Annotated in this window: 13 protein-coding genes; 10 read left to right on the forward strand and 3 right to left on the reverse strand. The window is 56.0% G+C overall.

Annotation, left to right across the window (positions count from 1 at the left end; translation table 11 throughout):
* Positions 1-80: 80 nt before the first annotated feature.
* Genes APA10_RS13965 through APA10_RS14000 form a run of 8 tightly spaced genes read left to right on the forward strand, consistent with a single transcriptional unit; the run spans position 81 to position 7,936 of the window.
* Entirely contained in the window at positions 81-1,076 is a 996-nt protein-coding gene (locus APA10_RS13965; protein WP_003628762.1) for a lytic murein transglycosylase, read from the forward strand.
* Complete coding sequence (locus tag APA10_RS13970) at positions 1,073-1,939, forward strand: septal ring lytic transglycosylase RlpA family protein (RefSeq protein WP_003628765.1); 867 nt, start codon at positions 1,073-1,075, stop codon at positions 1,937-1,939. Before APA10_RS13965 ends, APA10_RS13970 begins: the two co-directional genes overlap by 4 nt.
* Before the next feature lie 6 nt (positions 1,940-1,945).
* Complete coding sequence (locus tag APA10_RS13975) at positions 1,946-3,166, forward strand: D-alanyl-D-alanine carboxypeptidase family protein (RefSeq protein ID WP_012812868.1); 1,221 nt, start codon at positions 1,946-1,948, stop codon at positions 3,164-3,166.
* 3 nt (positions 3,167-3,169) lie between these two features.
* Positions 3,170-3,814 (forward strand): dTMP kinase, encoded by a 645-nt coding sequence (tmk, locus tag APA10_RS13980; protein ID WP_003628772.1) that lies wholly within the window; start codon positions 3,170-3,172, stop codon positions 3,812-3,814.
* A 4-nt stretch (positions 3,815-3,818) separates the two neighbouring features.
* Entirely contained in the window at positions 3,819-4,763 is a 945-nt protein-coding gene (locus APA10_RS13985) for a DNA polymerase III subunit delta' (protein ID WP_003628774.1), read from the forward strand.
* On the forward strand, positions 4,760-6,298 hold the full coding sequence (gene metG / locus APA10_RS13990) for a methionine--tRNA ligase (protein WP_035365607.1): 1,539 nt from the start codon (positions 4,760-4,762) through the stop codon (positions 6,296-6,298). Before APA10_RS13985 ends, metG begins: the two co-directional genes overlap by 4 nt.
* On the forward strand, positions 6,298-7,110 hold the full coding sequence (locus APA10_RS13995; RefSeq protein ID WP_003628780.1) for a TatD family hydrolase: 813 nt from the start codon (positions 6,298-6,300) through the stop codon (positions 7,108-7,110). Before metG ends, APA10_RS13995 begins: the two co-directional genes overlap by 1 nt.
* 31 nt (positions 7,111-7,141) lie before the next feature.
* Complete coding sequence (locus APA10_RS14000) at positions 7,142-7,936, forward strand: MBL fold metallo-hydrolase (RefSeq protein ID WP_035365629.1); 795 nt, start codon at positions 7,142-7,144, stop codon at positions 7,934-7,936.
* A 47-nt stretch (positions 7,937-7,983) separates the two neighbouring features.
* Here the strand turns inward: APA10_RS14000 and APA10_RS14005 are convergent, their stop codons facing one another.
* Complete coding sequence (locus tag APA10_RS14005) at positions 7,984-8,862, reverse strand: universal stress protein (RefSeq protein WP_003623520.1); 879 nt, start codon at positions 8,860-8,862, stop codon at positions 7,984-7,986.
* A 55-nt stretch (positions 8,863-8,917) separates the two neighbouring features.
* Complete coding sequence (pdxH, locus tag APA10_RS14010; protein ID WP_174714310.1) at positions 8,918-9,598, reverse strand: pyridoxamine 5'-phosphate oxidase; 681 nt, start codon at positions 9,596-9,598, stop codon at positions 8,918-8,920.
* A 145-nt stretch (positions 9,599-9,743) separates the two neighbouring features.
* On the opposite strand from pdxH, the gene fabI reads away from it, so the two are divergent.
* Both fabI and aroC read left to right on the forward strand, forming a co-directional pair.
* Positions 9,744-10,583: an enoyl-ACP reductase FabI gene (gene fabI / locus APA10_RS14015; RefSeq protein ID WP_003623523.1), complete on the forward strand. Its 840-nt coding sequence runs from the start codon at positions 9,744-9,746 to the stop codon at positions 10,581-10,583.
* Between the two features lie 9 nt (positions 10,584-10,592).
* A complete protein-coding gene (gene aroC / locus APA10_RS14020; RefSeq protein ID WP_003623525.1) occupies positions 10,593-11,663 on the forward strand; it encodes a chorismate synthase in 1,071 nt (356 codons plus the stop codon).
* A 21-nt stretch (positions 11,664-11,684) separates the two neighbouring features.
* On the opposite strand, the gene APA10_RS14025 is transcribed toward aroC, so the two are convergent.
* Positions 11,685-12,119 carry an OsmC family protein gene (locus APA10_RS14025; RefSeq protein WP_003623526.1) on the reverse strand — a complete coding sequence of 145 codons (435 nt, stop codon included), beginning with the start codon at positions 12,117-12,119 and terminating at the stop codon, positions 11,685-11,687.
* Positions 12,120-12,336 lie beyond the last annotated feature (217 nt).

The raw sequence follows: 12,336 nt of genomic DNA on the forward strand, positions 1-12,336 counted from the left end.
AGAAGATGGCCTGACAAAGGCCTTATTCCACTATATTCTACGGCTTTGAATGTTACACAGATCAGAAGCGTGAAGCCTTAATGCTACGAAGAAAACTTCTTGTTGGTGGGGCTTCTGCTCTGTTCGCCACACCTGTATTGGCCCGCACCACTGCGGCGATAGCCCCGCATCCCGCTGCTTCATCCAGTTACTCTACCTTTCTGGCAGGCGTGCGGCGTGAAGCCATAGGGCAGGGTATTTCTGCCTCTGTGGTGGATCAGGCGCTCGCACTTACCACCCAGCCAAATGCCAAGGTGCTTAAGGCAGACCGGCATCAGCCAGAATTCACCCTGACATGGGCGCAATATAAAGATCGGGTTCTTACGGAAAAGAAAATTTCCGATGGGCTTGCGGCTGTTGGGCAACGTGCAGCGCTGCTCAACCGTATCAGTTCCACATATGGCGTTGGTAAAGGGGCTATTGCAGGTATCTGGGGGCTGGAATCTGCTTACGGCACACGCATGGGCACATTCCATGTGATCGATGCCCTGGCGACTCTGGCCTATGATGGCAGGCGTTCGGCTTTTTTCCGCTCAGAACTCATGAAGGCGCTGAGCATTCTGGGGCAGGGTGATATTACACCCGCAGGCATGCTGGGCAGCTATGCAGGGGCCATGGGGCAGCCGCAGTTTATGCCCAGCGCCTATTTGCGTTACGCAGTCAGTTACCCGGAAGGTGGGCGGCGCGATATCTGGCATAATGAAGCCGATGTTTTTGCCTCTATCGCCAATTATCTGGCCAAGTGCCATTGGCTGCCCGGCCAGCCGTGGGGTGAGGAAGTATTGCTGCCTGATACCATAACACAGGCACAAATTGGCCGTACGGCTGTGCATCCCATTTCATGGTGGGCGCAGCAGGGTGTGCGGCCACGCGCAGGGCAGTTTTCAAGCGCTGTGCAGGAAGGTGCCATTATCCGCCCGGATGGGGTGGGGGGTGAAGCCTTTATCGTCTATCATAATTTCAACGTGATCCGCCGCTACAACCCCTCCGATTTCTACGCGCTGGGTGTAGGGCTTCTTGGTGATGCAATAACGTGAAAAAACTCGCCCTTGTAGGGTGCCTGGCAGTGCTGGCCTGTTCGCGCCAGCAGCCCGTGGCACAGCAGGATCTGCATTATACAGTTGGGCCGGCATGGCAGGCCGCCGGCAAGTGGTTTTACCCGCGGGAAGACTTTGCATGGCAAGGCACAGGTTTGGCTGTAAGGGAGCCTGCACAGGCAGAAGGGCATCTGACAGCGGATGGTGAGGTCTGGCATGCCGCCAGCATGACAGGCAGCCATCAGACGTTACAGCTACCCGCCGTGGTGCGCGTAACCAATCTGGATAACGGACGGCAGATTGTGATCCGCCTGAATGATCGTGGCCCGAATGACCCGGGGCGCATGATCGGCCTTACCCCACGTGCCGCAGATTTGCTTGGCGTGGGTAAGGAGTCTGCACGTGTGCAGGTGGTGGAAGATGAAATGGCCAGCAGGCAGTTTGCCGAAGTTCTGCCCGGCGGCCCCATGTTGCAGATTAGTGCTGCTCCGCTGGAAAAAGTGCAGCAAACGGCATTAGGTAACGCGCCGGTGGATAGGCAGGGCCTTACAGTTCTGGCAGATAACACCACGCAGGAAACGCCTGCGCCGGGCAAGGTGGTGCTGGCAGATCTGCCAGCCACTGTTATGCAGGGCGCGCCTGTGTCCAGCATGCTGTGGGTGGAAACCATGGACTTTACATCCCGCTTGGCCGCTATGCGGCAGGCGGCGGCACAAGCTGCCAGCGTTCGGCCTGTGTTTTTGGGGCATAGCACAATGTGGGCTGTGCGCTACGGGCCTTTTACGACTATAAGCGAAGCAGATGCCGCCCTTAAGCGAGCACTTGCTACTGGTTTAACCGGATCTCATATCGTCGTCGAATAGGGAAAAATGTTGCAGACTCGACGGTTCTTACTCGCAGGGGGCGCTGCCCTTTTCTCTGGTGCCTATGCGCTTGATGCCATGGCACGGCCTCGCCACCACGGCGCGGCGGCCAAAGGTGCAGCACCTGCGGCGGCCCAGCCTGCTGTGCCGGGGGCGGATACACCCGCCACCACGCCCGTGGGGCCGGTGGACACACAGGCACGCTGGGCCTGCATTCTGGATTACAATAGCGGTGCCACACTGCTTGAGAAAAATGCAGATGAGCGCATGCCCCCATCATCCCTTACCAAGATGATGACGGCATACGTCACATTTGGCATGCTCAAATCTGGCCGCTTGAAGCTGGATCAGATGTTGCCCGTAAGTGAACGTGCATGGCGTATGCAGGGTTCACGCATGTTTGTGCCTTTGGGGCAAAGCGTGAGCGTGCAGGATCTTATTCAGGGCATGGTCATCCAGTCCGGTAATGATGCCTGTATTGTAATTGCAGAAGGCATTTCCGGCTCGGAAGAGCAGTTTGTGGCGCTGATGAACGATACAGCCACCAAGCTGGGGCTAACCAATTCGCACTTCATGAACGCAACTGGCTGGCCGGCAGAAAATCATTACATGTCTGCACGGGATGTGGCCTATCTGGCCCTGCGTCTGATCCATGATTTCCCAGAATACTACCACTTCTTCTCGGAAAAAGAGTTCCTGTTTAACAAGATCAGGCAGGAAAACCGGAACTCTCTGGTGGTCAAGGGTCTGGCCGATGGGCTGAAAACCGGCCACACAGATGCAGGTGGTTTTGGCCTGTGCGCATCTTCCGAGCGCGAAGGGCGGCGTGTGGTGCTGGCTGTTAACGGCCTGCCTTCTTCCGCAGCCCGTGGGCGGGAAGCTGAGCGCCTGATGGGCTGGGCTTTTGCCAATTTTGAAACCGCACAGATTGTCAGCAAAGGCGATGTGCTGGAGCAGGCGCCCGTATGGATGGGCGTGACCCAGACAGTGCCGCTGGTGGCTGCGCAGGATTTCAAAATCCTTCTGCCACATGGTTGGCGCAACGGCACGCATCTGGCGCTGGACTATAACGGCCCGATTATTGCGCCTGTGCAGGCTGGGCAGGTTGTGGGGCAGCTTACAGTGGCGCTCCCCGGTGGGCGGCAGGCCAGTATTCCGGTGCAAGCTGGGCAGAGCGTGCCTGCACTGGGCTTTTTGGGGCGGGCTGCACGTCGGCTGCACCTGTAATCCATGGCTTGTGGCATGTTCATAACGTTGGAAGGCGCAGAAGGGGTGGGAAAGTCCACCCAGCTGCGGCTTTTGAAGGAAAATCTGGAAGCACAGGGCCAGAAAGTTCTGGCCACGCGTGAGCCGGGAGGTTCTGCCGGGGCGGAAGATCTGCGCCAGCTTTTGCTTTTTGGTAAAAATCCGCTTTCTGCCCGGGCAGAAATTCTCACCCATTTTGCCGCACGGTATGATCACGTTGATCAGGTTATTCTGCCCGCCCTCAAGGCCGGGCAGATTGTGCTGTGTGATCGCTTTACCGATTCCACCATGGCATATCAGGGATATGGGCGCGCCAATGGTGATCCGGCTATTTTAAGCCTGATTGAAACATTGCAAAAACAGCTTGGTTTACAGCCAGATGTAACCTTTCTGCTGCAAGCGCCACGCGCTATCTCCCGCCAACGTCTGGCTGCGCGTGGTGCGCCAACAGACAGGTATGAACAGGCGGATGAGGATTTTCATGCCCGTTTGGCAGATGGGTTTGCACATATCGCCAGGGCCGAGCCGCAGCGGGTGGTGGTGGTGGATACTTCCGTCTATTCGGCAGAGCAGGTGAATGCCCAGATTCTGAAAGATATCCAGACCCGTCTGGCCCATGCCGAGGGCTGAGGGCGTGCAGGAGCCGCGCTTGGCATCTTTGCAACTGCGTGGGCATCAGGCCGCTTTGCAGGCGTTTCGGCAGGCCATGCAGGGTGGGCGCTTGCCCCATGCGTGGCTGATTACGGGGGCACCGGGCATTGGCAAGGCTACATTCGCGTTCCGGCTGGCACGCATATTGCTGGGCGGGGAGGATGAACTGAGCCCCGCTGGGCGGCGTGTTTCTGCCGCCACTCATGCAGATTTGCTGGTGGTTGCCCGCGGGTTTGATGAAAAACGCCAGAAATACCGCAGCGAGATTGTGGCCGATGATGTGCGCCCCATTAACTCCTTTTTGCGGCGCACAGCGGCAGAAGGTGGGTGGCGCGTTGTGATTGTGGATGGCGCGGAGTACATGAACCGCAGTGCGGCCAACGCCGTGCTGAAAATTCTGGAAGAGCCACCACCTGCTACGGTATTGTTGTTAACCTGTTCTGCTCCGGGGCGGCTTTTGCCCACCATCCGTAGCCGATGCCGCAAGTTGGAACTGGCTCCGTTGGATGCGGCAGATATGTCTGCCGTGCTGCGGGCACAGGCTCCAGAGGCTTCGGATACAGAAATACAGCGTGTTATGGCAGAAGCCCACGGCGCGCCGGGGCGTGCTCTGGCGTTGCTGGCAGATAAGGGTGGTGAAATTGCCAGCCTTGTGCACGAAGTGGTGCAGGGTATTACGCCATTACGCAGCTATGAGGTTGCAGAAACCATTTTACGTAGGGATTATGGTTTCAGTCTGTTTTTCAGCCTGTTATCAGACACACTCCAGATACAGGCCCGTCAGGCGGCGCGGCAGGGCAACCCGCAATGTGTGGCCTTGGCCAATGCGTGGGAAGCCACCATGCGCAAGCACGCCGAGACGGAGCGCTTTAATCTGGATAAACAGGAAGCCCTGCTTGAAGCTATGACGATTGCGAGCCGAGAATGACCCGTCGTTTCTATGTAACTACGCCCATCTATTACGTGAACGGAGCGCCCCATATCGGCCACGCTTACACGTCTATTGCTGCGGATGTGATGGCCCGCTTTCATCGTCTGGCAGGGGATGAGGTCTTCTTTCTGACGGGCACGGATGAGCACGGCCAGAAGGTGGAACAGGCTGCGCAGGCCAATGGCACGGATGCCAAAAGTTTTGCGGATAAGGTTTCGGCCGATTTCCGCAACATGGCCGATGCCATGAACATCTCTTATGATGATTTCATCCGCACCACAGAACCACGCCACATTACCAGCACGCAGGCATTGTGGAAGAAAGTGGCTGATAACGGGGCCATTTATCTAGGCGCGTATGAGGGCTGGTACGCTCTGCGTGATGAATGCTTCTACGGTGAAGATGAACTGGTGCCCGGCCCGGACGGCAAAAAAGTTGCCCCCACAGGTGCGCCGGTAGAATGGGTGAAGGAACCCTCTTACTTCTTCAAGCTGTCCGAGTATCAGGATCGGCTGTTGGAGCTGTATGAAAACAACCCGGATTTTCTGGGCCCACACGGTGCGCGGAACGAGATTGTCAGCTTTGTGAAGCAAGGCCTGCGCGATCTTTCCATCAGCCGTACCAGCTTCAAATGGGGTATTCCCGTTCCGGGTGACGATAAACACGTTATGTACGTGTGGTTTGATGCACTCGCTAACTATCTGAGCGCTCTGGGCTATCCGGATACCAACGCGCCGCGCATGGCGTTCTGGCCTGCCAACCTGCATCTGGTCGGCAAGGATATTGCGCGCTTCCATGCCGTTTACTGGCCTGCCTTCCTTATGGCCGCCGGTATTGAACTGCCGCGCAAGGTGTTTGCCAACGGCTGGTGGACCATTGAAGGCCAGAAGATGAGCAAATCTCTGGGCAATGTGGTGGACCCGCGTGATCTGGTGAAGGAATTTGGGCTGGATGCAGTTCGCTTCTTCCTGCTGCGTGAAGTGCCTTTTGGCGGGGATAGTGATCTTTCCCGCAAGGCGCTGATTATGCGCAACAATGTGGAACTGGCGAATGATCTGGGCAATCTGGCCCAGCGCACGCTTTCTCTGGTAGCGCGCAACTGCGGTGGTATTCTGCCAGAACGGCGCACGTTGACAGAGGAAGATACCCATCTGCTGGGGCAGGTGATGGTGCTGCCCGATCTGCTGAAATCTCAGATTGAGCGGTGTGCCCTTACAGATGCGCTGGAAGATGTGTGGAAGGTTATCCGCGCCTGCAATGCGTATATCGATCATCAGGCCCCGTGGGCGCTGCGCAAAACAGACCCCGAACGCATGAAGGACGTGCTGCGCGTGTTGGTGGATGCCCTGCGTGGTATTGCTACCATGCTCCAGCCTTTCATGCCGCAGAGCATGGAGCGCATGCTGGACCAGCTTGCCGTTACGGCAGAAGAACGCAGCTTTGCCGCGCTGGAAACGCCATTGCTCGGTGGGCGTCAGCTTCCGGCACCACAGGGCATCTTCCCCCGCTATGTTGAGCCCGAACAGGCATAATGATGACAGAGGACAGTACAAAGTTGGCAGGGTTAATAGATTCTCACTGCCATCTTGATCATTTTTCAGCCGAGGAAATGCCAGAACTGCTTGAGGCCGCCAAAGAGGCGGGCTTAAGTGGAATGGTCACCATCGGCACCCGCTTGGCCCGTGCTCCAGAACAAAAGGCTCTGGCCAAGCTGGATACGCCAGATATGCGCCTATGGTGCACCGTTGGCACACATCCAGACCATGTGGAGGAAGAACCTCTGCCCAGCGTTGCGGATATTGTGGCCATTGCTGATGTGCCTGAAGTGATTGGTATTGGTGAAACCGGGCTGGATTACTTCCACGGCAAGGAAGATGTGCGCCCGCTCCAGCACGAATATTTTCGCCAGCATATTCGTGCCGCGCGGGAACTGGATGTGCCGGTTATCATCCACGCCCGTCAGGCGGACGAAGATGTGGCCACAATTTTAGAGGAAGAACATGCAAAAGGGGCTTTCCCCATTTTGCTGCATTGTTTTGCCTCTGGCCCGGAACTGGCGCAGCGCGTGGTGAATCTGGGCGGGTATGTCAGTTTTTCAGGTATCGCCACATTTCCGAAATGCGATGAAATTCGGGCTGTCGCGCGCGATCTTCCGGCAGATCGTATTGTGGTGGAAACGGATTCTCCCTACCTCGCGCCCGTGCCAAAGCGCGGTAAGCGCAATCAGCCTGCTTTTGTAGCGCATACAGCAGCCCGAATTGCGCAGGAACGCGGTATGGAACTGGCAGATTTCACACGCATGACCACCGAGAATTTCTACCGGTTATTCCGCAAGGCAGTGTGATGGTTGCCGAGAGAATGTGGGGGAAACGGGTATGAAAATTACAGTGCTGGGGTGTGGTGGGTCTGCCGGTGTGCCTATGGTTGGTGGGGCCGATGGCCACGGAATCTGGGGCGCGTGTAACCCCAAGGAGCCTCGGAACACCCGTACCCGTTCCTCCATTCTGCTGCGGTTAAAAAACGGTGCTGGCGTATTGGTAGATACGGGGCCGGATTTGCGTGCGCAGCTTTTGGCAAATGGTATTAAGGATTTTGAATCTATCATCTTCACTCATGCCCATGCGGATCATATTTCCGGGCTGGATGAAGTGCGCGCCATTAACCGCGTGATTCAAAAACCTTTACATGCTTATGGAGCCGCGGAAACGCTGGAAGATATTCAGCGGCGGTTTGATTATGTGTTTAAACCTTGGACACCGCCAAACTTCTTCCGTGCTGTGGTGGAAGCGCACCCTGTAAAAATGCGGCAGCCTGTTACCATAAGCGGCACGGAATTTACTTTGTTTGACCAAGTGCATGGGCGCGTTGGATCAACAGGTGTGCGGTGTGGAGACTTTGTTTACAGCACCGATGTTATGGAGTTTCCCGAAGACTCTGTGGAAGTTTTGCGTGGGGTGGATACATGGATGGTGGATTGCTTCCAGCGCCAGCCCCATAGCGCACATGCATGGCTGGAACGGGTGTTGGAATGGCAGCAGGCTATCAACCCACGCCGCATGATACTCACCCATATGGGCCCGGATATGGATTGGCAGTGGATGCAGGATCATCTTCCCGCAGGTATTGAGCCTGCATGGGATGGCGCTGTGTTTGAGGTGGCTGACCCCTAAAAATAACAGAGGGTCTGCCTTCGCAAACCCTCTGCACCTTTGCTGCTTTAGCGGCTCATCAGCACCGTAATATCGGCATGTTCCAGCGTATAACGGGTAACACCACCCAGAATGAGCTGGCGTAGGCGAGAGTGTGAGTAAGCACCCATTGCCAGCATGTCGGCATCAAAGTCCTTACACGCAGCTTCCAGCCCTTTGCCTACATCCCGATCTACGGGCGGGAATTCCACACAATCCGCCGTAATGCCGTGAATGGCCAGATAGTCCACCACGTCCTGCGCGGTGGGGCCACGGCGCTGGTAATCTCCGCAGTGCAGCACGCGCACGGCATCTGCGGTTAATGCCCATGCCAGAGCGCCACGCAGGGCGGATGAGGCCTCTGCCGTGCCATTCCATGCAATGCAAACACGTTTGATAAGCCCTTTGGGCGGCGTGCGCGGGGCAATAACTACCGGGCGTCCGCTATCAAACAAAACGGCATGCAGGGTTTCGGAAGATGAAACAGCATCACCCGAATCAGGGTGCGGTACGAGTGTGAAGTCAGACAAACGTGCCTGTGCAGGCACGATTTCACTTTCCGCACCACGCATGATGTTAAAGCTGATTGTCGGCGCATCCATAGGGAAGGGGCCGCGCGGGGGCACAACCTGAATATCTGGATGCGCGGCCACAAAACGTTCAAACAGGGCATGCACTTCATGCGCATGGCGTGCACCTTCGTGCTCGGCAGAGCGCATCAGGTCTTCCACCATGGCGCCGGAAAGGCCTTCGCCAGCCAGTGGTGCCATTTCCCGCCCATCTGGGCGCACATGCAGCACAGCCAGATGCGCGCCAAAGCGGCGGGCAAAATTGTAGCCTCGGATAAGTGCGGCTTCAGCATTGGAGGTGCTGGGAAGCGGCAGCAGAATTTTACGAACGTCTTTCATTCTTATTTTTCTCCGCTGTCATTTATAAAATGATGTGTTTCAAGTGGCTGTGCGCTTACGGATATAAACGCGTAACATCCCAATCGTTTCCATTACGTGCCCATACGGCGCGATCATGCAAGCGGAAGCGCCGTTCCTGCCAGAACTCAAAATATTCGGGGTTTACCCGGTAGCCAGACCAGTTGGCCGGGCGGGGAATAGGATCTTGCGGATATGCTTCTTCAACCTGTTTCAGGCGTTCTTCAAATACGGAGCGGTCTGCCAGCGGGCGGGATTGATCCGATGCCACAGCACCAAGGCGCGAAACACGGCTCCGACTCGCAAAATACGCATCGGCTTCTTCCGGCGTTACGGGGGTTACTGCCCCTTCAATCCGAATCTGGCGGCGCTGGCTTTTCCAGTGGAATAGCAGGGCTACGTGCGGATTTTCTTCCAACTCACGCCCCTTGCGGCTGTGCGTATTGGTGTAAAAAACAAACCCTCTATGGTCTGCCCCTTTCAGCAGCACAATGCGGGCCGATGGTCTGCCATCCCGCGTGGCTGTGGCCAGCACCATGGCGTTGGGGTCGTTCACCTCTGTCTTTTCCGCCTCCTTCATCCATGTCTCAAACAGCGTAAACGGGTTGGCTGCCAGATCAATCAGAGGCTGACTGTCTAATGGGAGGGCTGCGGGAGAAGGTGAGGTTTCCGTCATGCTCGGACTCAATTCGTGTTCGTTTACGTCAAGCTGCGGCATTGCAGCTTTGTGCCTGTTATCATACTCCTACGTTCACCGGGTTTGAAGCATGTGTGTCGCTTTGCTCTTGTTTCAATAGCGCGTGTATGCGACCAACCAGCGAACATTCGGATATTTGAACAACAGAAATAGGTTGAGGTCTCGCATGTCTTCTCCCAACGCCACATTGCCTGCTCAGGGAACGCTCATGAAGGGCAAGAAGGGTCTGGTAATGGGTGTCGCTAATGATCGTTCCATTGCATGGGGCATTGCCTCCGCCGTTGCGGCACAGGGTGGGGAGCTTGCGTTTACGTATCAGGGCGAAGCTCTGGGTAAGCGCGTGCAGCCTCTGGCAGAAAGCGTGGGCTCCAGCCTGGTTCTGCCCTGCGATGTAACGGATGACGCCGCCATTGATGCCGCTTTTGCCACCATTGAAAAAGAATGGGGTGAGCTGGACTTTGTGGTGCATGCCATTGGCTGGGCAGACAAGCAGTTCCTGCGTGGGCGGTATGTTGATACCCCGCGTGAAGCGTTTTTGAAGGCGCTGGATATTTCCTGCTATTCCTTCACGGCCGTTGCGCAGCGCGCTTCCAAGCTGATGAAAAATGGTGGCTCCTTGCTGACCCTGAGCTATCTGGGTGCAGAACGGGTGATGCCGCATTACAACGTGATGGGCATTGCCAAGGCCGCGTTGGAAGCTTCTGTGCGGTATATGGCAACAGATCTGGGGCGTGATGGCATTCGTGTAAACGCTATTTCCGCAGGCCCCATCAAAACCCTTGCCGCCAATGGCATTGGGGATTTCCGCTATATTCTGAAGTGGAACCAGTATAATTCTCCGCTCGAACGCAACGTGGCGTTGGAAGAAGTGGGTGGCGCTGGCCTGTATATGGTGTCTGATCTTTCATCCGGCGTAACGGGTGAAGTGCACCATGTGGATTGCGGTTACCATGTTGTGGGCATGAAAAACCCGACTGCCCCTGATATTTCTGTAGCTGGGGACTGAGGGCGCGCCGTGTCTTACAATACCTTCGGACAGCTTTTCCGTGTGACCACTTGGGGTGAAAGCCACGGCCCAGCTATTGGCTGTGTGGTGGATGGATGCCCGCCGCGTCTGGCGCTCACAGAAGCAGATATTCAGCCGTTTCTGGATAAGCGCAAGCCAGGGCAATCTGCCTTTACCACACAGCGTAAAGAGCCGGATCAGGTGCGTATTCTGTCTGGCGTGTTCGAAGGGCAGACAACAGGCACGCCAATTTCCCTGATGATCGAAAACACAGATCAGCGCTCGCGCGATTACGGCGATATTGCCCGTACATATCGGCCCGGCCATGCTGATCTGACGTATGATCTGAAATACGGCATCCGTGATTATCGTGGTGGGGGCCGTTCCTCCGCGCGTGAAACGGCGTGCCGTGTGGCAGCCGGTGCTGTGGCCCGCAAGATTCTGGGCGATGGCGTGCGTATTCGTGCTGCACTGGTGCAGCTTGGCCCGCATGATATCGACCGCACGCGTTGGGATTGGGAAGAGGTAAACCGCAACCCCTTTTTCTGCCCAGATGCAGGTGTGGTGGCAGAATGGGAAGAATATCTTGCGGGTATTCGCAAGGCGGGGTCTTCCATCGGTGCTGTGATTGAGGTTGTGGCTGAGGGCGTGCCCGCCGGTTTGGGTGCACCCGTTTATGGCAAGCTGGATTCAGATCTGGCTGCGGCCCTCATGAGCATCAATGCCGTAAAGGGCGTTGAAATTGGAGATGGCTTTGCTTCTGCTTCCCTCACGGGGCAAGAAAATGCAGATCCGTTATATATGCGAGACGGCAAGCTGACTTTTGGTGCCAACCACGCAGGTGGTATTCTGGGTGGTATTTCCAGCGGTCAGCCTATTGTGGCCCGCTTTGCCGTTAAGCCTACCAGCTCCATGCTTACGCCAGTCCCGTCCATCACCACGGATGGTAAGGAAACGGAAGTGATTACCAAAGGCCGGCATGACCCATGCGTGGGTATTCGTGCTGTACCAGTAGGTGAAGCCATGATGGCCTGCGTGTTGGCAGACCATCTGATGCGCCACCGGGCACAGGTGGGCTAAAAAGCCCACCCACTCAGCTTATTAGTCTAGCAAAGTGGCTTCCAAAGTAATGGAGGCCCCTTTGAACAGTTTGGAAACCGGGCAGCCTTCCTTGGCTTTTGTAGCTAGTTTTTCAAACTGATCAGCCGTAGCACCCGGAATGCGCGCCTTAAGGGTGAGGTTGACTTTATCTATTTCAAACCCGCCGTCCTTTTTGTTCAGGCTTACGTCTGCGCGTGTATCAATTGCAGAGGCGGTCAGCCCTGCTTCACCCAGAATGAGCGAAAAAGCCATGGAAAAACAGGCCGCATGAGCAGCGCCCAAAAGCTCTTCAGGGTTAGAGCCGGGCTTGCCTTCAAAACGGGTGTTAAAGCCATAAGGCTGGTCTTTTAAGGCGCCGCTTTCGGTTGAAATTGTGCCTTTGCCTTCTTTAATGGAACCTTCCCAATGTGCGGAACCGTATTTGATAATGCTCATGCCAAAGCCTTTTCATTTATGTGTGAATGTTAGAAAACCATTCTAACGGTTAGCAGCCAAAACGCCCTTATGGGGGAATGGTTCAGGAAAAGCTGCCATGCTCTCGCAGAGATGAGCAGGCGAGAGCGCAACGATGTGCCTATAATGCTTTCCAGTTAAAGGCCTGCCGCGCGCGCATACTTCTTTCTTGCATGCAAAAGAAGTTGGGGGCATGTGC

Source organism: Acetobacter pasteurianus subsp. pasteurianus LMG 1262 = NBRC 106471 (genome assembly GCF_000285275.1).
Taxonomy (GTDB): Bacteria; Pseudomonadota; Alphaproteobacteria; order Acetobacterales; family Acetobacteraceae; genus Acetobacter; species Acetobacter pasteurianus.

Excerpts from the sequence above, each read along its gene's own strand:
- pdxH (WP_174714310.1), bottom strand. The coding sequence starts at position 9,598 with ATGCCGCAGCTTGACGTAAACGAACACGAATTGAGTCCGAGCATGACG.
- fabI (WP_003623523.1), top strand. The coding sequence starts at position 9,744 with ATGTCTTCTCCCAACGCCACATTGCCTGCTCAGGGAACGCTCATGAAG.
- tmk (WP_003628772.1), top strand. The coding sequence starts at position 3,170 with ATGGCTTGTGGCATGTTCATAACGTTGGAAGGCGCAGAAGGGGTGGGA.
- metG (WP_035365607.1), top strand. The coding sequence starts at position 4,760 with ATGACCCGTCGTTTCTATGTAACTACGCCCATCTATTACGTGAACGGA.
- APA10_RS13975 (WP_012812868.1), top strand. The coding sequence starts at position 1,946 with ATGTTGCAGACTCGACGGTTCTTACTCGCAGGGGGCGCTGCCCTTTTC.
- APA10_RS13965 (WP_003628762.1), top strand. The coding sequence starts at position 81 with ATGCTACGAAGAAAACTTCTTGTTGGTGGGGCTTCTGCTCTGTTCGCC.
- APA10_RS14025 (WP_003623526.1), bottom strand. The coding sequence starts at position 12,119 with ATGAGCATTATCAAATACGGTTCCGCACATTGGGAAGGTTCCATTAAA.
- APA10_RS14000 (WP_035365629.1), top strand. The coding sequence starts at position 7,142 with ATGAAAATTACAGTGCTGGGGTGTGGTGGGTCTGCCGGTGTGCCTATG.
- APA10_RS13995 (WP_003628780.1), top strand. The coding sequence starts at position 6,298 with ATGATGACAGAGGACAGTACAAAGTTGGCAGGGTTAATAGATTCTCAC.
- APA10_RS14005 (WP_003623520.1), bottom strand. The coding sequence starts at position 8,862 with ATGAAAGACGTTCGTAAAATTCTGCTGCCGCTTCCCAGCACCTCCAAT.